The organism is Micromonospora sp. DT41, from assembly GCF_049841715.1.
Classification (GTDB): domain Bacteria; phylum Actinomycetota; class Actinomycetes; order Mycobacteriales; family Micromonosporaceae; genus Micromonospora; species Micromonospora profundi.
The window spans coordinates 42,668-63,727 of the sequence record NZ_JBNCKU010000017.1 but is presented as its reverse complement, the minus strand read 5'-3'; the positions used below and the strand labels follow the sequence as shown (position 1 = coordinate 63,727).

The window sequence follows — 21,060 nt, the reverse complement described above, 5'->3', positions numbered from 1 at the left end:
CGGTTCAGCAGGCCACGAACGGGTAGGAGCGCCCCCATGGCCACCGAACGCCCCACCGGAGTCCTCTTCGACGTCGACGGAACCCTTGTCGACACCACGTACCTGCACACCGTGAGCTGGTGGGAGGCGCTGCGGCAGGCCGACCAGCCGGTGCCGATGGCGACCGTCCACCGGGCGATCGGGATGGGCGCCGACAAGCTTCTCGACCACCTGCTCGGCCCGGAGCGGGACCGCGACGAGGACCCGAAGCTGCGCGACGCGCACGACACCCTGTACGGCGAGTACTGGGAACGGCTCATGCCGCTGCCGCGGGCGGCGGACCTGCTGCGCGCCTGCGCCGAGCGAGGGCTACGGGTGGTGCTCGCGACCTCCGCGGCGGAGCACGAGGTGGGTGCGCTGCGGCGGGCGCTGAACGCCGACGACGTGATCGACACCGTGACCTCGTCGGCGGACGCGCAGCAGAGCAAACCGGCACCGGACATCCTGGTGGCGGCCCTGGAGCAGTCCGGGTTGGCCGCCGAGCGGGTGGTCTTCGTCGGCGACTCGGTGTGGGACGTCGCGGCGGCCGGCAAGTTGGACATCCCCTGCGTGGGGTTGACCTGCGGCGGCACCAGCCGGGGTGAGCTGGCGGGCGCGGGCGCTGTTGCCGTGTACGACGACCCCGCCGCGCTGCTTGCCGAGTTGGCAGACTCTCCGCTGACCCGGCCGAGATGAGGCTCTCTTCGGATCGGGCCTCCGCGCAGGCATAGCTGTCTATCGTTCGGGGCAAGGTCTGCGCCACCTGCCCGCATCACGCGGGTGCGCCGAGAAGGTGGTGCTGCCGTGGACCCGGTTGACGTCGAGTTCGCGCTCGTGGGTCTGGGAACTCTGCTGGCGGGCGTCCTGCCCCGGGTGCTGGAGCGCCGCCCCCTGTCCATGCCGATAGCGTTCCTCGCCCTGGGCATGGTGGTGTTCCTGCTGCCGATCAACCTGCCGGCGCCGGACCCTCTTGCCCATCCGGATCTGGCCACCCACCTGACCGAGATCGGGGTGATCGTCGCCCTGATGGGCGCCGGCCTGAAGATCGACCGTCCGTTGAGTTGGGCGCGCTGGTCGTCGACCTGGCGGTTGCTGGCCATCGCGATGCCGCTGTGCATCGCGGCGGTGGCGCTGCTGGGGTGGTGGTGGGCGGGCCTGGTGCCGGCCGCGGCGCTGCTGCTGGCCGCCGCGCTGGCACCCACCGATCCGGTGCTCGCCGCCGACGTGCAGGTCGGCGAGCCGACCGATGTGGAGGACTCCGAGGACGAGGTCCGTTTCGCGTTGACCTCGGAGGCCGGTCTGAACGACGGGTTGGCGTTCCCCTTCGTGTACGCGGCCATCGCCATCGCCTCGACGAGCCTCGCCCCGCGCGAGTGGGTGGCTCACTGGTTCGCCGTCGACGTGCTCTGGAAGGTGGGCGTAGGGGTCGGCGGCGGGCTGTTGATCGGCTGGCTGCTGGGCAAGCTGTTCTTCCGGGCGCCCAGCGAGTTGCGGCTGGCCCGGCACGCCGAGGGCTTCCTGGCGCTGGCCGCCACGTTCCTGGCGTACGGGGTTGTGGAGGTGGCCGGCGGGTACGGCTTCCTGGCGGTGTTCGTGGCCGCTCGGGCGATCCGGGCCGCCGAGCGGACCCACGAGTTCCATGCGGTGCTGCACGACTTCGCCGAGCAGATCGAACGGTTGCTGACACTTGTGCTGTTGCTGCTGCTGGGCGGCGCGATCGTGACTGGCCTGCTCGCCCCGCTGACCTGGCAGGCGGCGACCGTCGGGCTGCTGCTGGTCTTCCTGATCCGGCCGGTCATCGGCTGGTTGTCGCTGCGCGGCGCGCCGGGCCGGCCGGCCGAGCACTGGGTGATCTCGCTGTTCGGCATCCGCGGGGTGGGCTCGTTCTACTACCTCGCGTACGCCACCACGCAGGCGGACTTTCCGCAGGCGGAGCTGCTGTGGGCCACTGTCGGGCTGGTGGTGCTGGTCTCCGTGGTGGTGCACGGGATCGCGGCGACCCCGGTCATGCAGTTGTTGGACCGCAAGGGCGAGCGCACCGCGGACCCGTCCGAACGCAGCGGCGACGCCCGGCCCGTCGGCGCGGGCCACGCCTGAGCCCGGGGCGGCCGGTCAGCCGAGCCGGGCCGCCAGGGCGCGACCGAGGTCGCGGCCGGACCGCCAGGCGCTCTGCACCCGGGGCTTGCCGAACGCGTCGCCGGCCAGACCTATGCCGTCGGCGTCGAGGTGGCAGGTGTCGCCGGTGGCGTCGCCGGCCGGCTTCGCGTACGTCCAGCGGTGCACGTGCACGTCTGCCGCCTCCTCGTGCAGGCCGAGCAGGTCCCGCACGGCCTGTGCGATCGCCGGGCCGGCCGCGGTTGGCTGGGCGAGGTGTCGGGCGGCGAACTCCGGCACCGTGTGCGCGACAAGGACCGGCGCGTCGTCACCCCGCCGGTCGCCGTCGTCGCAGACGAGGCTGAGCACCGGGTGGTCGTTGACGAACGCGCCCTGGAAGGCGGCCCAGTGCCGGGACCGGAACCGCAGCACGGCGGCCAACGACGGCGACCAGGTCTGTGCCTGTACGACAGCTGTGGCATCGGCCAGTGCGGGGTCGAGCAGCAGGGCGGCCTGCGGGCCGGGCATGGCCAGGGCGACCGCGCCGACCCGCTCGCCGTCGACGGTCGGCCCGGGTCCCACGCTGAGCACCAGCCGGTCGACGGTCACCGGCAGTGGCGCGGCCAGGTGTTCGACGAGCGACCGCAGTCCGCGCGGCGCGGCGTAGCGCATCGGGCCGGGCACCTCGTGGCGGCCGTTCGTGTCGTACGACTGGAAGGTGTCGGTCCACTCCCGGACCAGGCCTGCGGCGCGCCACGTGTCGACCACCGCGGCGAAGTCGCTGTCGCTCACTGTGAAGTACGCGGCGCCGATGTCGGCGGGTCGCCCCGCGAAGCGTTTGCTTGCCATCCGGCCGCCGCAGACGTGCCCCCGCTCGCGGACCCGCACCGGCACGCCGGCCCGGACCAACTCCGCCGCGCAGGCCACCCCCGCGATGCCCGCACCGACCACCACCGCACCCCGGTCCACACTCACCGGCCGATCGTAGGCGTCCGGGGCGGCATGAAGCGGGACCGATCGGGGCACTGGCACACCTGTTCGAAGAAAGGTGGGATGAGATGACGGACCGCAGCAACGAACAGGCCGACCCGCGCGGCGCGATCAAGGACCCGGACGAGTGGGTCACCGGTGACGAGCCGCCCACGGCCGCCCAGGAGTCGTACCTGGCGACGCTCGCCCGGGAGGCGGACGCGACGCTACCGGACGACCTCACCAAGGCGGAGGCTTCCAAGCGGATCGACGAACTCCAGGCCGAGACGGGTCGGGGCCAGTAGGGCCGGTGGGCTCAGCGGCGGGCGGGCAGTCGGTGCAGCTCGACAGCTGCCAGCCGCGCGTCACGGATCTCGGCGGTGAGGTACGTGGCGTGCGGCTGGGCGCGGCGGTCGGTGGGTGAGCCGGGGTTGAGCAAACGCAGCCCGCCCGGGGCCACGGTGTCCCACGGGATGTGGGAGTGCCCGAAGACCAGCAGGTCGGTGTCGGGAAAGCGTGCCGCGCACCGCTGTTCGCGGCCGGTCCGGGGGCCGGTTTCGTGCACCACGGCGATCCGCAGCCCGTCGAGGTCGACCCGGGCCACCTCCGGCAGTCGGGCGCGCAGCGCCGGGCCGTCGTTGTTGCCGTAGACCCCGACGAGGCGCCGCGATCGCGCGGTCATCGCGTCGAGCAGCGACTCGTCGACCCAGTCGCCGGCGTGCACGACCACGTCGGCCGCCTCGATGGCGGTCCAGAGCTGCGCGGGCAGGTCCCGGGCACGCTTGGGCAGATGGGTGTCCGCCGTGAGCACCAACCGCATCCCGGCATTCTCCCGCGTCGGGGGCGGCCCGGCGAGCCGGGATCACTCAGGACCGCACCGGCGTGAAGTGCGGCGGCGGCGAGCCGCGCAGCGCCGAGTCGTGTTCCATGTCGGTGAGGATGCCTGCGGCATTGATCAGCCCGATGTGCGAGAACGCCTGGGGGAAGTTGCCGAGCTGCTCCCCGGTCAGCGGGTCTATCTGCTCGGCGAACAGGCCCAGGTCGTTGACCCGGGCGGCCAACGCACCGAACAGCTGATGCGCCCGATCCCGCTCACCGGCGAGCGCCAGACACCCCACCAGCCAGAACGAGCAGATGACGAACCCCGCCGGGTCGCCGTCCCAGCGCCGCAGCAGGCCGTCGTGCGACAGCTGCCGCTGCACTGCACGGACCGTCGACCGCATCCGCGGGTCGTCCGCCGGCAGGAACCCCACGAGCGGCATCACCAGCACCGACGCGTCGAGCTCGTCGGAATCGAAAACCCCTGTGTACGCCCCGAGCTGCTCGTTCCAGCCCCGCGCCAGCACGGCGGCGCGCACCTCGTCGCGGGTGGCCGCCCAGCGGGCCACCTCCTGCGGTGAGCCCAGCCGGTCGCCGAAGCGGACCGCCCGGTCCAGTGCGACCCAGCACTGCACCTTCGACGACACGTGGTGGTGCTCGATCCCACGCTCCTCCCACATGCCCGCGTCCGGCAGCCGCCAGTCCCGCATGGCCTCGTTGGCGAGGAGCCGGAGCAGGTGGCGGATCTCCGGGTCGAACGGCTCCAGCCTGTCGCGCATCAGCCAGGCGGCATCCAGCGCCTCACCGAAGATGTCGTTCTGCCGCTGCCGCCACGCGTCGTTGCCGATCATCACCGGGGTGCTGTCGCGGTAGCCGCCGAGCTGTTCCAGGCGATGCTCGGTGAGGTCCCGCTCCCCCTGCACCCCGTACATGATGGGCACCGGCTGGTCGTCGACCCGGCCCATCGCCCGGCTCAGCCACGCGAACTGCCGCTGCACCTCGTCGAAGCACGCCGACCGCCACAGCGCGCGCAAGGTGAGGCTGAAGTCGCGTACCCAGACGTAGCGGTAGTCGTAGTTGCGGTCCCCGCCGATCTTCTCCGGCAGTGAGGTGGTCGCCGAGGCCACCACCGCCCCGCCCGGCCGGTACGTCATGCCCTGCACCACGAGCGCGCTGCGCCGTACCTGCGCGGCGTACGGGCCCTGGTAGTCGTGCTCACGCACCCAGGAGCGCCATCCTTCGACGGTGTCGGCGATCGTCTGGTCGGCGTTCGGAACGTCCGGCGGCGGGGAGTCGTACGTCGGGGCGTACCCGAGGGAGAAGTTGTGGATCGTGCCCACGCGGGCGGTGAACGTCGCGGTGGCGTCGCCGGCACCGCAGCTCAACCGCACGCTGCCGCGCAGCGTGAGCCGGCTGGCTCCGGCGACGGCCTCCAGAGCGCCGTTGCGCTCGACCAGGTACGCCGCGGTCCGCCCGTACTCGAAGCAGGGCCGGTAGTGCATCCGCATCGGCACCTCGCCGGTGAGGCCCCGCACGCTGCGGACCAGCACCTGCGGCGAGTGCAGGCCGAGGTCGTGCCCCCGCGCGCCGGGTTCCAGGGCGAGCGCGTCGGTAAGGGCCACCTCCCCCTGGTCGGTGCGGAAGACGGTCCGCAGCACCAGGCTGTCGTCGAGGTAGCGGCGTTCGACGGTGAAGTCGGCCACCGGCCGGATCGACCAGTGCCCGGCGTCGTCGTCCAGCAGCCGCGCGAACACCGACGGCGCGTCATAGCGGCCCGGGCACCACCAGTTCACCGAGCCCGAGCGGTCGACCAGCGCCGCGCTGCGGCCGTCGGCGAGGAAGCCGTGGTCGCTGATCTGTCCGCTCCACACCCGGCTACCTACCCGCCGTGGTCTGGCGCATGCCCCACCCCGGGCCGGCATCGCCGGGACCGGATGGCGTTACCGCTCGACGCTTGCGGGAACTCGCCTCGCTGACGAGGGAGGATGCTCATGACCTCAGCTTCGGGGCCGACCGCCGCATGGCGGCCCGGCACACAGAACGGCAATCTGCTTCCGGCCGGTCCGGGAGGACGACTGTCCGCACCGGCCGGTGATGGGCACGGGCCGGAGAGCGGCCCGCCCACCGTGACGATCGGCTCGTATCCGGACTATCCAGCCGCGCAGCGGGTTGTCGACCATCTGGCCGACAACCGCTTCCCGGTGGAGCACAGCGCCATCGTCGGCACCAACCTCACGCTCGTGGAGACGGTGCTCGGCCGGATGACCACCGGTCGCGCCGCCCTGCTCGGCGCCGGCACCGGCGCCTGGTTCGGGCTCTTCATCGGCCTGCTGTTCGGCATCTTCACCGTCGGTAACTGGATTGCGGTGATCCTTGTCGGCCTGGTCATCGGTGCGATCTGGGGCGCCGTCTTCGGCGCTGTCGCGCACGCAATGACCGGCGGGCAGCGGGACTTCACCTCGGCAAGCTCACTACGAGCCGGCCAGTACGCGGTGATCGTCGACGCGCAGCTCGCCGACCAGGCCCGGCAGGTGCTGTCCCGGCTACAGATGCCCCAGCCGGCGCACTCTCACTGATCCACGGCCGTCGACCGGCCGTCCCGGCAGCACGCCGGGGCGGCCGGTCAGTCGTGGTACGCGAGTTCGCCGGCGCGCAGCGGCACGTCGAGGCGGTTCTCCGGCGGCGCCAACGGGCAGGCCCAACGGTCGTCGTAGGCGCAGCTCGGGTTGTAGAGGAAGTTGGCGTCCAGCCGGACCCGGTCGCCGGGCAGCAGCTCGACGCCCCGACCGAAGGTGCCCTTCACCGTATCGGTGAGGTACCGGCCCCCGCCGTAGGTGTCCTGCCCGCAGGTGCCGTCGCGCACGGGCACGAACAGCCCACCTCCGTACGCCTCGATCCACCACAGCGTCAGCGGTCCCCACGGCGTCTCGGCCACCGCGATCCGCCGGTACGCTACGACCCCGTCCGGGCCGCCCGTGTCGACGTGCAGCTCGCCGGTGGCGGGCCGCAGCGGCGCCTCGACCACCGCCTCGGGGTTGGGCGGGAAGTAGCGCAGCCCTGTGAAGCCGGGCCGGTCGGTCTCCGGGATCGGGCTCTGCGGGTGGGTGGCGAAGAGGTCGTCGCGGCCGGCGCGGAAGCCGGCGAGGTCGACGTCGGACAGGTACAGCCGGGCCACGCGCTCGCGCCAGTCGGTTAACTCCAGATCCCGCACCCCACGAGCCTAGGCGGTGGGCGTCGAGGCGTCGGAGCGCGCCGGCCAGTTGCTCAGGACGGCGTGCAGGGCGTCGAGGGTGCGCGCCCAGGAGTCGTCCGCGCTGCGGGGCGTGTGGCGGAACCCGCCGGTCCGCTCCAGGCTCACGAACCCGTGAAAGGTGCTGTGCATCATCCGTACGGCGTCGGTCTGGTCCGGCTCGGTGAGCTGGTAGCCGCGCAGGATCGCCCGGGTCATCTCGGCGTGCCGGACGCCGGCGCTCGCGGCGGCGGTTTCCGGATCGAGGTCGATCTGCATTGCGGCGTACCGACCGGGGTGCTGTGTGGCGTAGGCCCGGTACGCGTTGGCGAAGGCCACGAGCGCGTCCTTGCCGGCGCGGCCGGCGAGCGCGTCGGCGACCCGGTCGGCAAGCTCCGCGAGCGCCAGCAGCGCAACCCTGACCCGCAGTTCCTGCGCGTTCCTGATGTGGAAGTAGAGGCTCGCGTCCTTGACGCCGAAGTGCCGGGCCAGCGCCGCGAGGGTGACGTTGGGCATGCCCACCTCGTCGGCCAGGTCGGCGGCGGCAAGCGTCAGGCGCTCGGCGGTCATCCCTGCACGTGCCACGCGGCAGCCTCCAAAACTAACCTTGTTAATCGTTTGCCTAGGAGAGCTAGGCTACAACCTATGTTAGCCATTTCCGAGCCCGCCATCCGCGCGTCCTTCGTCAACTGCACGCAGGGCGAGGCGAAGCGGCTGGCCATACCCAATGATCTTGATTTGCGACCGTGGGCCGACCTGGACTTCCTCGGCTGGCGGGACCCTGCCGCGACGCAGCGGGCCTACCTGGTGGCCGAGACCGACGGCGGGCTCGTCGGTGTGGCGCTGCGGGTCGCGGCGCAGCAGACCGGGCGCGCACGACGGAGCATGTGCTCGCTGTGCCTGACCACGCACACCAGCGACGGCGTCGCGCTGATGTCCGCCCGCAAGGCCGGGCCGGGCGGCCGGCAGGGCAACTCGGTGGGCGCGTACATCTGCTCCGACCTGGGCTGCTCGCTGTATCTGCGAGGCAAGAAGGACGCCGGTCGGCGCATCGACGAGACCATCACCCTGGACGAGAAGATCGAACGCACCACTGGGCACCTCGCGGCGTTCCTGCGCCGGGTGACCGAGTGACGCCGGACGCCGCCTAACGGTCGGTCGCCAGGCGGGCGTGCAGGTGCTCGTCGTGGCGGCGGCCGTCGCCGTACCGGTACGACTCGCGAAGCGTTCCCTCCGCGAGGTAGCCGGCCCGGTCGGCGACCCGGCAGGAGGCCGGGTTGGCTACCGCGTGGCACAACTCCACCCGATGCAGCCGGAGGTCGGCGAACGCCCACTCGGTGAGCCGGCCGACGGCACGCACCGCCACGCCACGGCCCCGCGCCGCCGGCACCGTCCAGTAGCCGATGGAGGCGTCGCCGTGGCGGATGTGGTGCAGCGAGACCGAGCCCAGCAGCTCACCGCCGTTCGCGGCGGTCACCGCCAGGGAAGCGTGGTCGCCGGCCGACCAGTCGGCCCGCCGCCGGACCCAGAGCAGGGCGGCCCTGTCGTCGATCGGGCCGCCACCCTGCGGGTTCCACTGGGCGATGGCCCTGTCGTTCAGAGCGTCGCGCACCACCGGGGCGTCCTCGTCCGACCAGGGGCGCAGCAGCAGGTCGGCGGCGGCGAGTTCCACGTGTTCCACGAGGCGGGAGTCTGGCACACCCCGCGTCAGCCGCGCCGCCCCCTTTTCCGCAGGCTTCCTTAAAAGCTGCACGAACTGCATCGCTGGACCGCATCAGGGCGACATGGGAGAGGCCAGACGACACTAGTTAAATTTTGAACTAGTGCTATCGTTGGCGTCGTGACAGAGAGCCTGGACAGCACCCGAGCGGCCGCCTGGCGTGCCTACATCGAGGCGAGCCAGCGCCTGTTCACCCAACTGGAAGACGACCTGCGGGCCGACAGCGACCTCAGCTTCGCCGACTACCACGTGCTGGTCCTGCTCTCCGAGGCCCCGGGGCAGCGACTCCGCATGGGTGAGCTGGCCGGCCGGCTGGTCTTCTCCCCCAGCCGCCTCACCTACCAGATCTCCTCCATGCAGCGCCGCGGGCTGGTCAGCAAGGAGGCGTGCCCGGACGACCGGCGCGGCAGCGAGGCCGTGCTCACCGCCGCCGGGCTGCTCGCCCTCGCCAAAGCCGCTCCTCACCACCTGGCGTCGGTGCGTACCCATCTGATGGACGACCTCGACGACGCCGAGGTCGCCTGCCTCACCCGGGTCTTCGAACGGCTCGGGCGCCGCCTGCGGGCGGCCCGGTCCACCTCGACCACCCACACCACGAGTCAAGGAGCCACCGATGCCCGCGATCACCGTTGACAACGTCCTCGTCCTGCCACGCCTGCCCCGGCTCGACGAGACCACCGCCTTCCGCAAGGTCCGCACGGTGACCACAGCCCCCAGCGGCTTCGAGGGCGAGGGTTTCCCCGTCCGCCGGGCCTTCGCCGGGGTGTCGACCACCGACCTGGACCCGTTCATCCACCTCGACCAGATGGGTGAGGTCGACTACGCGCCGGGCGAGCCGAGAGGCACCTCGTGGCACCCGCACCGCGGCTTCGAGACCGTCACCTACATCATCGACGGGGTCTTCGACCACCACGACTCGCACGGTGGCGGCGGCACCATCACCAACGGCGACACCCAATGGATGACAGCTGGTAGTGGCCTGTTGCACATTGAGGCACCGCCGGAGCATCTGGTGGTCAGCGGTGGGCTGTTCCACGGCACCCAGCTCTGGGTCAACCTGCCCCGGGCGGCCAAGATGAACCCGCCGCGCTACCAGGACATCCGGGGCCGGGAGTCGGCGCTGCTCACCACGCCGGACGGCGGCGCGCTGATCCGGGTCATCGCCGGTGAGGTGGCCGGGCACCGGGGCCCGGGCACCACCTTCACGCCGATCACCATCACGCACGTCACAGTGCAGCCCGGGGCTCAGGTCGACCTGCCCTGGCAGCCCGACTTCAACGCCCTGGTGTACGTCCTCGGCGGGCGTGGCACCGTCGGCACCGATCGCCGGCCGATCCGCACCGGTCAGCTCGCCGTGCACGGGCCGGGTGACGCGCTGCGCTTCGACGCGAACGCCGAGCAGGACAGCAACACCCCGGCGCTGGACCTCTACATCATGGGCGGCAAGCCGATCCGTGAGCCGGTGGCGCAGTACGGCCCGTTCGTGATGAACACCCGGGACGAGCTGATCCAGGCGTTCGAGGACTTCCAGGCCGGCCGGCTCGGCGTGATCCCCAGCGAGCGGGTGCCGCACACCGACGGCCAGGGCTCACGGCCCTGACCCCGGTCGGCTCCTGAGTTCGGCGCTGGCGCCCGGGACATTCCGGACGCCGGCGCCACCTCAGGAGACCGCGAAGATCCCCGCGACTCCCAGGATCACCATCACCAACACCGCTACCAGCGCGCCCCCTTCGCTCTCCACCGCCGGCTCGCGGTGCTCGGTCACGGGGTTCGTCGTCTCGCGGGGCATGGTGTGGCCTCCTCGGTTGTCGCGTCAACGGATAGCGGCGCGGTCCGGTGGACCGGTCCGTCGGCCCGGCGTGCGTACGCACCACCGGGGTCCTACCGTGAGGACGTTGTCGACCTCGGGGAGGGCTGGACCGTGCCGTTGCAGGACTGGTTCCTCACCGCGCAGGAACGTGCCAACCCGGTCTCTGGGTTACCCGTCTGGACGACGGGAAACCTCGCTGAGCCGCTGATTCACGGTGCCGCGTACTTCGACAGGCTCGTCGACGAGGTACAGGCCCTGACCGCCGGTGACCATCTGTTCTTCACCGACTGGCGGGGCGACCCGGACCAACTGCTGCGCCCGGACGGTCCGACGGTGGCGCAACTCTTCGCTCAGGCCGCCCAGCGTGGCGTGGTGGTCAAGGGGCTGATCTGGCGTTCGCACCTCGACGTGCTTGCCTACAGCGAGGCGGAGAACCGCAATCTCAGCGAGGCGGTCTCCGCAGCCGGCGGCGAGGTCCTGCTGGACCAGCGTGTGCGGCGCGGCGGCTCGCACCACCAGAAGCTCGTGGTGCTGCGACACCCGGACGCCCCGGAGCGCGACATCGCCTTCGCCGGTGGCATCGACCTGTGTCACAGTCGCCGCGACGACGCTGCGCATCACGGCGATCCGCAGCCGGTGCCGATGTCGCCCCGCTACGGTTCCCGCCCGCCCTGGCACGACGTGCAGCTCGCGGTGCGCGGCCCGGTGGTCGGCGCGCTGGACACCGTGTTCCGGGAGCGCTGGACCGACCCGATGCCGCTGGACTCGGAGAACCCGATGGCGTACCTGCGGGACCGGCTGCGCGGCGTGGACCTGAGCCCTGATCCGCTGCCCGCGCAGCCGTCCGACCCGCCCGAGTGCGGGCCGCACCAGATCCAGGTGCTGCGTACCTACCCGGCCGTCCGTCCGCGCTACTCCTTCGCGCCCGACGGCGAGCGCACCGTGGCCCGGGGCTACACCAAGGCGGTACGCCGCGCCCGTCGACTCATCTACCTGGAGGACCAGTACCTCTGGTCGACAGAGGTGGCGAACCTGTTCGCTCAGGCCCTGCGGGACAACCCCGAGTTGCACCTGGTGGCAGTGGTGCCCCGGCATCCGGACGTGGACGGCAGCCTGGCGCTGCCACCGAACATGGTCGGCCGGGAGCAGGCGCTGTCGCTGTGCGAGCGCGCCGCCCCGGACCGGGTGCACGTGTTCGACGTGGAGAACCACGACGGCGGCCCGGTCTACGTGCACGCGAAGGTCTGCGTGGTCGACGACGTCTGGGCAAGCGTCGGCAGCGACAACTTCAACAGGCGGTCCTGGACGCACGACAGCGAGCTGTCCTGCGCGGTGCTCGACGACACGCGCGACCGGCGGGAGCCCACGGATCCGGCGGGCCGGGGCGACGGAGCGCGGGTCTTCGCCCGGGACCTGCGGCTGCGTCTGTGGCGCGAGCACCTCGACCGCGACCCGGACGGCGCGGACGACGCCGACCTGCTCGACCCGGAGACCGCCGTCGCGGCCGTCAGGGCCGGGGCCGACGCGCTGCAACGGTGGTACGACGACGGCCAGGTGGGCGATCGGCCGCCCGGCCGGCTGCGCCCACACCGCCCCGAGCGCCTGCCGTGGTACACCCGCGCCTGGGCGCTGCCCGTGTACCGGTTGGTCTACGACCCCGACGGCAGGCCGCTGCGGGCCAGGCTGGCCGGCACCTGGTGACCCTGCCGCGCCGGCTCGGGCATGCCGGTGCCGCCCGGGTAGACGGTGAACCCGCCGGGGTAGGCGAACGATGAGCGCGGCGAGTAGTAGCCGAAGCCGATGATCAGCGGGTTGGCCGGGCGCAGCGCGTACATGGGGTGCCCGGGCAGGAACTCCACCGACTCGATCTCGAATGGCGCGACGGGCTCCGCCACGTACGGGTAGACCGAGCTGAGGAGTTGACCGTCGCGGCAGGTGAAGTAGCGGTGATGCCCGCTGCTGATGAGGTGGCCGGTCTCCCCCACCCGGCAACGCGTCCGGACCAGCGGCGTCCCGTCGATCTCCGTCTCGGAGAACAGCGCCTCGCCGTCCGCCTCGATCCGGGTCTGGCCGGCGAACGTCGGGGCGCCGCGCGCTGTGGCGTAGTCCCGGACCACCCGGCTGGAGGCCACGTAGTGCGTCCACCAGCCGCCCGGGCTGAGCCCGCCGGGGGCGTCGACGCCGACAAGCGAGACACCGAGGTACGTCAGCGAGTAGGCGCCGAAGCCGGAGGTCTGCGTCTCGTCGTCGACGACGTACTGGTTGAGGAACACCTGGTGGTCCGGGCGCGGGCGCAGCCCGGCCGGCACCAGGGCGGCGACCGCGTCCGGGTCGGCCGGCACCCAGCTGAAGAAGAGCGTGCGGCTGTTCACGACGAGCTGGGGAGCGGCTGGATCGAGCACGGTGCCTCCGAACCGGATGTGTACACCGACGCTACGGCCAGTCCCGTCGACGGGACAACGACGGATAGACGACACTCCTGACCGGATGTCGGGTTTCGTGTTGACCGCTCTCGGCGGATCGGGCGAACCGGCCGGGCAGGCAGGAACGGGACGGCCGACTCTCGGCAAGTCCCTCGATTTTCGGGGTAAGAGACATCACGACAGTGCGAACCTCTGTCCGCTTGCGCCCGATTTATGGTCCAACACACCTTAAGTACATCAGCCTTTCGGCTGGATTTCCGGGAGCCGATCAGGCTAAGGTGAGTCCCGAACGGCCCATTCGAAGCTAAACCAAAGCGTCACGTCTTTTAGTCCGCGGACGAGGTGCAGGGAGGACCACCCATGACCGCGCCAACGATCACCGAGCAGCCGAGCACCGCCGCTGCCGAGCAGACGAGCACCACCAAGCTTGACCCGCGTGCGCTCACCGACAGCGCCGCCGATCTGCTCAACGCCATGGCCGCGCTGCCGGCCAACCACCCGTCGCGCGCCGCACTGCGCGACCGCGCGATCGAGGCCTGGCTGCCACTGGCCAACCACCTCGCCCACCGCTACAGCGGGCGGGGCGAGCCGACCGACGACCTGGCGCAGACCGCCGCCGTCGGCCTGATCAAGGCCATCGACAAGTTTGACCCGTCCCGCGGCGTCGACTTCGCCGGTTACGCCATCCCCACCATCATCGGTGAGCTGAAGCGGCACTTCCGCGACCGCACCTGGGACATCCGGGTGCCGCGTCGCCTCCAGGAGCTGCGGCTGGCCATCTCCGACGCCAACAGCTCGCTCCTGCAGACCCTCGGCCGCTCGCCGACGGTGGCCGACATCGCCGCCCACCTCAAGCTCACCGAGGAAGAGGTCCTGGAGGGCCTGGAGGGCGCCCGCGCGTACAACGCGGTGTCGCTGTCCACCCCGACCGGCGACGGCGACCGGGCCACCGAGCTGGGCGACATGCTCGGCGGTGAGGACAGCGAGTTCGAGCTGGCAGAGCTGCGGGTCGCCCTCGGCCCCGCGCTTGCCACGCTCGACGAGCGGGAGCAGAAGATCCTCACCCTGCGGTTCTACGGCAACCTGACCCAGTCGCAGATCGCCGACCAGATCGGCGTCTCGCAGATGCACGTCTCCCGGCTTCTGGCCCGGGCGCTGACCAAGCTGCGCGGCCAGCTCGACGGCACGTACTGATCGGTTCAACGCGTGAGAGAGGGCCGGGTCCGTGGACCCGGCCCTCTCTCACGTTGACCTCGGCGTACCGGCCGGGTCGCTTCCCCGGAGGGCAGCGGCTCGGCCGGTGTCGTCAGCGCCCTGCCGGCTCCCGCCACATCGGCCAGAACGGAGTGCCGTCCGGCACTCGGAACGGCTCGCGGGCCCGGTAGCCGTTGCGGGCGTACAGGTCCCGGCTGCGGGGGTCGCTCGCCTCCAGGTAGGCCGGCATGTCGTTGGCGTCCAGCCAGGCGTGGTGGTGCTTCAGCAGCGCGGTGCCCAACCCGTGCCCCTGCCGGTCCGGCTCGACCGCCAGGAAGGCCAGGTGGTGGTGGTCGCCGTGGGGGTGGTTCGCCGCGAACAGTTCGTCGAGGTGCTGGAAACGGTCGGTCCACTCCCCGCAGGCGGCTGCCAGCCGGGCGTCGTAGTCCGGCGGCGGCGGAGCCGGCTCACCGACCGACGGGAACCAGACCGCGACGGCGGACCGGTCGGCGGTGCCGTACACCAGGCCGTGCCGCATCGCGTGGTCGACAAGGATCTCGAAGTCCCCGGCCAGTACGGACTCGCGCTTGTTCGCGTCCGGGACCAGCCACCTGGTCACCTTCAGTGCGGTGAACGCCCCGGCGATCCGGCCCGCCACCAGGGCGGTGTCCTCCGGCCCGAGCCGCTCGATGGACGCGCTCACCGGATCTCCGCGCCCAGCGGCGCCGGTCGCTGCTCCGCCTGCCGTGCTGCAGCGGCGGCGCTCGCCGCGCCGAGGCCGATCCGGGCATACGTGTCCGGGCGGTTGCGGCGCAGCAGCAGCGCCCACCCGATGCCCAGCGCGGCTGCCACCGGGTAGACGGCGGGCAGCATCCAGCGCAGGTTGGAGTCCGGTGCGACGCCGAGCAGGTTGGCGAAGTTCGACACGGCCAGCCAGATGATCACGGCAAGCGCGAGGGTGGCCAGGCCGGGAGCGATGGCCCGCCGCCACAGCGTCTCGTCACCGCCGGAGCGGGCGAAGTAGGCGATCACCGCCACCGAGGTCGTGGCGATCAACAGCAGCACGCCGAAGCCACCGCTGGTGCCGACCCAGAAGAACAGCTTGACCACCGGATCCCAGCCGTTGACGGCGTAGAGAACGATGACCAGCAGGCCGAGAGCGCTCTGCGCCAGCGAGGCGGCCCGGGGCGCGCCGCTGCGCGGCGAGGTACGCCCGAACACCGCCGGCAGCACCCGCTCCCGGCCCAGCGCGAACGTGTACCGGGCCGTGGTGTTGTGGAACGAGATCATCGCGGCCAGGACCGAGGTCAGGAAGAGCACCTGGCCGATGGTGACAGCGGTGTCGCCCAGCTGCGCGGCGGCCAGGTTGAAGATCAATCCGACGCTCTGCTCGCCGGCCTCCGCGACGATCCGGTCCGACCCGACCGCGACGGTCATGGTCCAGGAGGACAGCGCGTACAGGCCGGCGACGATAGCCACCGACAGGTACGTCGCCAGCGGGACCGTGCGCTTCGGGTCCTTGCTCTCCTCGCTGAAGACCACGGCGGACTCGAAACCGACGAATCCGAGGATGGCGAGCACCAGCACCGCGCCGACCCCGGGCACGAAGAGATTGTCCGGCGAGAATCCGGCGAAGTTGACCTCGCCGCCGGCCGGGTTGCCGAGCTGGCCCAGGTCGAAGATCAGGACGATGACGATCTCGGCGACCAGCAACGTCGCCAGCACCAGGCCGTTGATGTCCACCCGGAGCAGGCCGAGCAGGCCGACAAGCGCCCACGCCACAAGGGCGACGATCGACCAGTGCGGATGTCCGCCGAAGATCCGGTCGAGGACCGGCTCGGCGGCGACGCCGATGGTGCCGTAGAGCCCGACCTGGAGCGCGTTGTACGCCACGAGTGCCATCCAGGCCGCCCCCACGCCGGCCGGGCGGCCCAGGCCACGGGAGACGTAGGCGTAGAACGCACCGGCGTTCTCCACGCGGCGGGACATTGCCACGTAGCCCACCGAGAACAGGGCGAGCACCGCCGCGATCAGCAGGAAGGCCAGCGGGATGCCTGTCACGCCGATGACGCCGTACCCGGTGGTGACGACGCCGGCCACCACCGTCAGCGGCGCGGCGGCGGAGAGCACGAAGAAGATGACCGACGGGACGCCGAGGCGGCCTCGGGCGAGGGCTTCGGAGACGTTGCTGGGTCTGTCGACTGTCGATGTCGATGGCATACGACTACTCCGGATGTCGAGGGAGGTTGGGGGTTACCGGGGGGTCACGGAACGCCGCGCAGCACGGCGGCGCCGACGGCCGCTTCGGTGTGCCCGACGAGTTCCTTCAGAGGAGCCGGCAGCGCGGGGATGAGGACGCTCAACCGGTGGTGCGCACGCGGTCCGGCGCTCCACAGCACCTCGCGGGTCAGCCCGGCGGCCACGACCAGGCCGAGCAGCAGCGCGTCCGGCACGCTCGGCGGTTCCGGCCGGTCCAGCAGGGCCCGCAGCCGCGTGGCCGGCCACGCCACGGCGTTGAGGTCGATGGGCAGGTAGCTGACGGTGGTACGCAGCAGCCTGCGGCTCTCCTGGCGGCGCATCACACCCGCCCGGGCCAGCCGCTCGCCCACCGAGGTCGTAGCGGTCTGCGCCAGGAAGCTGAGCCAGGTGGTGACGGAGTGGTGCTGGGACTCGCCGATCAACTGGTCGAGCACCGTGTGCGCCAGCGCGTCCGCCGGTGGACGGCGGTCGAGGACGGCGACCTGCCCGCCGGAGATGGTGATGTGTCCATAGAGGAGCAGCTCACCGAGCAGCCCACCGGCCAGGCCGAGGCCGGTCGCCGCCGGGTGGAGCTTGGCCTTGCCACGACTGTCGTTGTGAGCGATGAGGAAGAACTCGTCAGCGATGAGCAACGGCCCTCCCCGCACGGCGTCCACAGTGTTCGCGACCGGGAAAGGATGCACCCACAGCTACCGCAATGCAACTCCCAGATTTGAAAGTTGCACTCCGTGCACTCGCGACCTGCGGATCTTGTCGTGTCAGACTCGGAGGGTGACCGCCACCCGCCCCCTCCGGCCCGCCGCCAGCCCCACAGTGCGCCGTCGACGCATCGCCCGGGAGCTCCGCCAGCTTCGCGAACGCGCGGGAATGACACTTGATGTGGCCGCCCGCCAACTCGACATGTCCAAGAGCAACCTCTCGCGGATCGAGAACGCGCAGATCGGCATCAAACCCCGCGATGTCCGGGCCGCACTCGCGCTCTACGCGGTCACCGGCGCGGACGCCGAGGCGCTCATCGAGATCGCCCGGGGCGCCCAGCAACGCGGCTGGTGGCAGAACTACAGCGACGTGCTGCCGGAGTGGTTCGAGTTCTACGTCGGGTTGGAGGCCGAGGCGGCGGCACTGCGCACGTACGAGGCCGAGTCGGTTCCCGGCCTGTTGCAGACCGAGGCGTACGCCCGGGCCATCTTCCGCCGCACCGCAGGCGAGGACGGCCTGGAGCGCAAGGTCGCGGCCCGGCTGCACCGGCAGGGGGTGCTGCGCCGCGACGAGCCCGTCGAACTGTCGGTGGTGCTGAACGAGGCGGTGCTGCTGCGCCCGGTCGGCGGCCCGACGGTGATGGCCGAGCAACTTACTCACATGATCCAGATCGCACAGCTACCCAACGTGACTATCCAGGTACTTCCGTTCGCGGCCGGCGGGCACCCGGCGATGAGCACCCCGTACGTGATCCTCAACTTCGCCGACGCCGCCGACGCGTCAGTGGTTTACCTGGATAACCTCACGGTTGGGCTGGCTCTGGAAGATGCCGATCATGTGGACGGGTATAGCCTTCTGCACGAGGAGCTGTGCCAGATGGCACTCGATCCGGGGGCATCGATGACCCGTCTTGAGGAGGCTTCTCGTAACTTTGCGTGACCGCATCTGCGGCACGCCGACAGACGAGAGGTACGGCGGATGACGGCGCTCGACCTGACCCGGGCGGACTGGCGCACCAGCACGCGCAGCAGTGGCAACGGAAACTGCGTGGAGGTCGCGACAGTCGACGGTCAGGTCGCCGTCCGGGACAGCAAGGACCGCTCCGGCCCGGTGCTCGCCTTCGGCCCGACGACTTGGCGCCTCTTCCTGCGGGGTCTGGACAAGGCCCACCGAGGCTGAGCCCTCCGAGCCGGTGTGAGGGCTGAGCCCTCCGAGCCGGCGCGAGGGCTGCGCCCTTGGGGGCCGGTACGAGGGCCCGGCCGTCAGCGCCGGTGCGAGACTGGGCCGTGCTCTCCGACGTAACCCTGGACCTGCCGGTACGCCCGGCGCTGCCGGCGCTTACGGCCGCGCTCGATGCGGCCGGCGCCGCGGTCCTGGTGGCCCCGCCGGGTACCGGTAAGACCACCCTCGCCCCGCTGGCCGTGGCCGACCGGGTCGACGGCCGGGTGGTCATCGCGCAACCCCGCCGGGTGGCGGCGCGCGCCGCGGCCCGCCGGATGGCGGAGCTGCTCGGCGAGCCTGTCGGTGAGCGCGTCGGCTACGCGGTACGCGGCGAGCGCCGGGTCGGCCCTGCGACGCGGATCGAAGTGGTCACCACCGGCCTGCTGGTCCGCCGGCTGCACCACGATCCGGAGTTGCCCGGCACAGGTGCCGTGCTGCTCGACGAGTGCCACGAACGACAGCTCGACGCCGACCTCGCGCTGGCCTTCACTGTGGAGGCGCGGGCCGCTCTCCGGCCGGACCTGTGGCTCCTTGCCATGTCCGCCACCCCGGACACCGACCGGTTCGCCGCGCTGCTCGGCGGCACCGGCGCCGCCCCGGTGGTCCGTGCCGAATCGGCGCTGCATCCGGTACGGCGGATCTGGGCGCCGCCGACCCGGCCGATAGCACCGCCCGGCGCCGGGCCTGTGGACCGCGCGCTGCTCGACCACGTGGCAGCCACCGTTCGCCGGGCACTGCGCGAGCACGACGGTGACGTCCTGGTGTTCCTGCCGGGCGCCGGTGAGATCGCCGCCGTCACCGGCCGGCTCGCCGACCTGCGGGACACCGTCGCGCTGTTGCCGCTGCACGGCCGTCAACGGGCCGCCGAGCAGGACGCGGCCCTGCGACCCCAGGGCGGCGCTGCCGACGACCGGCGGCGCGTCGTGCTTGCCACCGCGCTGGCCGAGACCAGCCTCACCGTGCCGGGCGTGCGGGTGGTGGTGGACGCGGGACTGTCCCGGGTGCCGCGCATCGACCTGGCCCGCGGGCTGGGCGCGCTTGTCACCGTGCCGGTCTCCCGGGCCGCCGCCACCCAGCGCGCCGGGCGAGCAGGCCGGGAGGCACCCGGGTACGTCTACCGCTGCTGGTCGGAGGCCACCCACGAGCGTCTGCCGGCCCGACCGGAGCCGGAGATCGCCACCGCCGACCTGACCGGGTTCGCACTGGAACTGGCCGCCTGGGGCCGCCCCGATGGGGCCGGACTCGCACTGCCCGACCCGCCGCCGGCCGCCGCCATGGCGGTGGCCCGGGACACCCTGGGAACGTTGGGCGCGATCGACGCAGACGGTCGGATCACCGCGCGCGGGCGGGCCATCGCCGCTGCCGGCGCGCACCCACGGCTGGCCCGCGCGCTGCTCGACGGCGCCGGTCGGGTCGGCGCCGACCGGGCGGCCGAGGTGGTGGCCCTGCTGGCCGAGGACAGCGCGGCCGGCCCGGGCGACGACCTGGTGGCCGGCTGGCGCCGGCTGCGCGGCGGCGTCGACGCGGGTGCCACCGCCCGTTGGCGCACCGAGGTACGCCGGCTGCGCGCCGCGCTGCCCTCCGACGCCCCGCGACAGGGGCGAGCCGGCTCGGCGGGCCTCACCGACGATCTGGCCGCCGGGCTGCTTGTCGGTCTCGCGTACCCCGAGCGGTTGGCGCGGGTGCGGCGGCCGGGCGGGTCGGCGTACCTCATGACGGGCGGCACCGCCGCGGAGCTGGCGATCGGGTCGGGGTTGACCGGGTCCGACTGGCTGGCGGTGGCCGTCGCGGACCGCTCCCCCGGCGCTCCGTCGGCGCGGATCCGCCGGGCCGTCCCGCTGGACGAGGCGACAGCCCGCGAGGCCGCCGGCCCGCTGCTGTCCACGCGGCGGGAGGTCGGCTGGGCCGACGGGGACGTGGTGGCGCGGGAGGTGACCCGGTTGGGGGCGATCGAGCTGGTGGCGCGGCGGCTGGACCGTCCGGACCGGGCGGACGTGGCGGCGGCGTTGGTTGCCGGTCTGGGCCAGGAGGGGTTGGGGCTGCTGCCCTGGACGCCGGCGGCGCGGGCACTGCGCGAGCGGATGGCGTTCTGCCGGCACCACCTCGGCGACGAGTGGCCGGACGTCGGCGACGAGGCGCTGCTCGCCGCCGCGCCCACCTGGCTCGGCCCGGAGCTTGCCGCAGCCCGGCGACGCGCCGACCTCGGTCGGATAGACGTGACCTCGGCACTGCGCCGCCTGCTGCCGTGGGCGCAGGCCGCCCGGCTGGACGAGCTGGCCCCGGAGCGCATCGAGGTGCCCAGCGGTTCGCGGATCCGGCTGGACTACGCCGACCCGGCGGCGCCGGTGCTGGCGGTGAAACTCCAGGAGACGTTCGGCTGGCCGGCGGCCCCACGCGTCGCCGGTGGCCGGGTGCCGGTGCTGCTGCACCTGCTCTCCCCCGCCGGCCGGCCGGTGGCGGTCACCGCCGACCTGGCGTCGTTCTGGCGGACCGGCTATCCGCAGGTCCGCTCGGAGTTGCGGGGACGCTACCCGCGCCACCCGTGGCCGGAGGACCCGGGCACCGCGACACCCACACGGCGTGCCGCACCCCGGCGGCGCTGACT

23 protein-coding genes are annotated in these 21,060 nt (G+C 72.3%); 12 read left to right on the top strand and 11 right to left on the bottom strand.

Annotation, left to right across the window (positions count from 1 at the left end; all coding sequences use genetic code 11):
- Positions 1-36 precede the first annotated feature (36 nt).
- Positions 37-714 (top strand): HAD family hydrolase, encoded by a 678-nt coding sequence (locus ACLQ23_RS26035; RefSeq protein WP_355595654.1) that lies wholly within the window; start codon positions 37-39, stop codon positions 712-714.
- 108 nt (positions 715-822) lie between these two features.
- Entirely contained in the window at positions 823-2,115 is a 1,293-nt protein-coding gene (locus ACLQ23_RS26030; protein ID WP_355595656.1) for a cation:proton antiporter, read from the top strand.
- A 15-nt stretch (positions 2,116-2,130) separates the two neighbouring features.
- On the opposite strand, the gene ACLQ23_RS26025 is transcribed toward ACLQ23_RS26030, so the two are convergent.
- Complete coding sequence (locus ACLQ23_RS26025) at positions 2,131-3,087, bottom strand: NAD(P)/FAD-dependent oxidoreductase (RefSeq protein ID WP_355595658.1); 957 nt, start codon at positions 3,085-3,087, stop codon at positions 2,131-2,133.
- An 83-nt stretch (positions 3,088-3,170) separates the two neighbouring features.
- Here ACLQ23_RS26025 and ACLQ23_RS26020 point away from each other — a divergent pair, with 83 nt between their 5' ends.
- The gene (locus ACLQ23_RS26020) at positions 3,171-3,386 is read left to right on the top strand and encodes a DUF3072 domain-containing protein (protein ID WP_334549942.1); all 216 of its coding nucleotides are present in this window, start codon (positions 3,171-3,173) and stop codon (positions 3,384-3,386) included.
- A gap of 11 nt (positions 3,387-3,397) precedes the next feature.
- Here ACLQ23_RS26020 and ACLQ23_RS26015 read toward each other — a convergent pair whose 3' ends face one another.
- Together ACLQ23_RS26015 and ACLQ23_RS26010 are read right to left on the bottom strand one after the other, a co-directional pair.
- Positions 3,398-3,901 (bottom strand): metallophosphoesterase family protein, encoded by a 504-nt coding sequence (locus ACLQ23_RS26015; protein WP_355595660.1) that lies wholly within the window; start codon positions 3,899-3,901, stop codon positions 3,398-3,400.
- A gap of 46 nt (positions 3,902-3,947) precedes the next feature.
- Positions 3,948-5,771, bottom strand: coding sequence for a glycoside hydrolase family 15 protein (locus tag ACLQ23_RS26010; protein ID WP_425881227.1), 1,824 nt, complete (start codon positions 5,769-5,771; stop codon positions 3,948-3,950).
- Between the two features lie 120 nt (positions 5,772-5,891).
- Here ACLQ23_RS26010 and ACLQ23_RS26005 point away from each other — a divergent pair, with 120 nt between their 5' ends.
- Positions 5,892-6,476: a general stress protein gene (locus tag ACLQ23_RS26005; RefSeq protein ID WP_425735875.1), complete on the top strand. Its 585-nt coding sequence runs from the start codon at positions 5,892-5,894 to the stop codon at positions 6,474-6,476.
- Positions 6,477-6,523: 47 nt separating this feature from the next.
- On the opposite strand, the gene ACLQ23_RS26000 is transcribed toward ACLQ23_RS26005, so the two are convergent.
- Complete coding sequence (locus tag ACLQ23_RS26000; protein ID WP_425881226.1) at positions 6,524-7,111, bottom strand: DUF1684 domain-containing protein; 588 nt, start codon at positions 7,109-7,111, stop codon at positions 6,524-6,526.
- A 9-nt stretch (positions 7,112-7,120) separates the two neighbouring features.
- On the bottom strand, positions 7,121-7,699 hold the full coding sequence (locus ACLQ23_RS25995) for a TetR/AcrR family transcriptional regulator (RefSeq protein ID WP_425735873.1): 579 nt from the start codon (positions 7,697-7,699) through the stop codon (positions 7,121-7,123).
- 75 nt (positions 7,700-7,774) lie between these two features.
- Here ACLQ23_RS25995 and ACLQ23_RS25990 point away from each other — a divergent pair, with 75 nt between their 5' ends.
- Positions 7,775-8,263 (top strand): FBP domain-containing protein, encoded by a 489-nt coding sequence (locus tag ACLQ23_RS25990; RefSeq protein ID WP_425881225.1) that lies wholly within the window; start codon positions 7,775-7,777, stop codon positions 8,261-8,263.
- Positions 8,264-8,276: 13 nt separating this feature from the next.
- Here ACLQ23_RS25990 and ACLQ23_RS25985 read toward each other — a convergent pair whose 3' ends face one another.
- Positions 8,277-8,810, bottom strand: coding sequence for a GNAT family N-acetyltransferase (locus ACLQ23_RS25985; RefSeq protein ID WP_425881224.1), 534 nt, complete (start codon positions 8,808-8,810; stop codon positions 8,277-8,279).
- 159 nt (positions 8,811-8,969) lie between these two features.
- On the opposite strand from ACLQ23_RS25985, the gene ACLQ23_RS25980 reads away from it, so the two are divergent.
- Complete coding sequence (locus ACLQ23_RS25980) at positions 8,970-9,482, top strand: MarR family winged helix-turn-helix transcriptional regulator (RefSeq protein ID WP_425881223.1); 513 nt, start codon at positions 8,970-8,972, stop codon at positions 9,480-9,482.
- On the top strand, positions 9,463-10,449 hold the full coding sequence (locus tag ACLQ23_RS25975) for a pirin family protein (protein ID WP_355595676.1): 987 nt from the start codon (positions 9,463-9,465) through the stop codon (positions 10,447-10,449). Before ACLQ23_RS25980 ends, ACLQ23_RS25975 begins: the two co-directional genes overlap by 20 nt.
- Before the next feature lie 60 nt (positions 10,450-10,509).
- Here the strand turns inward: ACLQ23_RS25975 and ACLQ23_RS25970 are convergent, their stop codons facing one another.
- Positions 10,510-10,638 carry a hypothetical protein gene (locus ACLQ23_RS25970; RefSeq protein WP_355595678.1) on the bottom strand — a complete coding sequence of 43 codons (129 nt, stop codon included), beginning with the start codon at positions 10,636-10,638 and terminating at the stop codon, positions 10,510-10,512.
- 132 nt (positions 10,639-10,770) lie between these two features.
- Here ACLQ23_RS25970 and ACLQ23_RS25965 point away from each other — a divergent pair, with 132 nt between their 5' ends.
- Positions 10,771-12,360: a phospholipase D family protein gene (locus tag ACLQ23_RS25965; RefSeq protein WP_355595680.1), complete on the top strand. Its 1,590-nt coding sequence runs from the start codon at positions 10,771-10,773 to the stop codon at positions 12,358-12,360.
- Here the strand turns inward: ACLQ23_RS25965 and ACLQ23_RS25960 are convergent.
- Positions 12,309-13,061: a hypothetical protein gene (locus ACLQ23_RS25960; RefSeq protein WP_355595682.1), complete on the bottom strand. Its 753-nt coding sequence runs from the start codon at positions 13,059-13,061 to the stop codon at positions 12,309-12,311. The two genes, ACLQ23_RS25965 and ACLQ23_RS25960, sit on opposite strands and share 52 nt — an antisense overlap.
- 381 nt (positions 13,062-13,442) lie before the next feature.
- On the opposite strand from ACLQ23_RS25960, the gene ACLQ23_RS25955 reads away from it, so the two are divergent.
- On the top strand, positions 13,443-14,276 hold the full coding sequence (locus ACLQ23_RS25955) for a SigB/SigF/SigG family RNA polymerase sigma factor (protein ID WP_355595684.1): 834 nt from the start codon (positions 13,443-13,445) through the stop codon (positions 14,274-14,276).
- 112 nt (positions 14,277-14,388) lie between these two features.
- Here the strand turns inward: ACLQ23_RS25955 and ACLQ23_RS25950 are convergent, their stop codons facing one another.
- From ACLQ23_RS25950 to ACLQ23_RS25940, 3 genes are read right to left on the bottom strand one after another with little or no spacing between them, the layout of a single operon-like run.
- Positions 14,389-14,979 carry a GNAT family N-acetyltransferase gene (locus tag ACLQ23_RS25950; RefSeq protein ID WP_355595686.1) on the bottom strand — a complete coding sequence of 197 codons (591 nt, stop codon included), beginning with the start codon at positions 14,977-14,979 and terminating at the stop codon, positions 14,389-14,391.
- Complete coding sequence (locus tag ACLQ23_RS25945; protein ID WP_355595688.1) at positions 14,976-16,496, bottom strand: APC family permease; 1,521 nt, start codon at positions 16,494-16,496, stop codon at positions 14,976-14,978. The genes ACLQ23_RS25950 and ACLQ23_RS25945 overlap by 4 nt, the downstream gene beginning before the upstream one ends.
- 44 nt (positions 16,497-16,540) lie before the next feature.
- Positions 16,541-17,167 carry a GOLPH3/VPS74 family protein gene (locus ACLQ23_RS25940; RefSeq protein WP_355595690.1) on the bottom strand — a complete coding sequence of 209 codons (627 nt, stop codon included), beginning with the start codon at positions 17,165-17,167 and terminating at the stop codon, positions 16,541-16,543.
- Positions 17,168-17,348: 181 nt separating this feature from the next.
- On the opposite strand from ACLQ23_RS25940, the gene ACLQ23_RS25935 reads away from it, so the two are divergent.
- The 3 genes from ACLQ23_RS25935 to hrpB all read left to right on the top strand — a co-directional run bounded on the left by ACLQ23_RS25935 (position 17,349) and on the right by hrpB (position 21,058).
- Positions 17,349-18,173: a helix-turn-helix domain-containing protein gene (locus ACLQ23_RS25935; RefSeq protein WP_355595768.1), complete on the top strand. Its 825-nt coding sequence runs from the start codon at positions 17,349-17,351 to the stop codon at positions 18,171-18,173.
- Positions 18,174-18,212: 39 nt separating this feature from the next.
- The gene (locus ACLQ23_RS25930) at positions 18,213-18,413 is read left to right on the top strand and encodes a DUF397 domain-containing protein (protein ID WP_355595692.1); all 201 of its coding nucleotides are present in this window, start codon (positions 18,213-18,215) and stop codon (positions 18,411-18,413) included.
- Positions 18,414-18,520: 107 nt separating this feature from the next.
- Positions 18,521-21,058, top strand: coding sequence for an ATP-dependent helicase HrpB (gene hrpB, locus ACLQ23_RS25925; RefSeq protein ID WP_355595694.1), 2,538 nt, complete (start codon positions 18,521-18,523; stop codon positions 21,056-21,058).
- Positions 21,059-21,060: the final 2 nt, after the last annotated feature.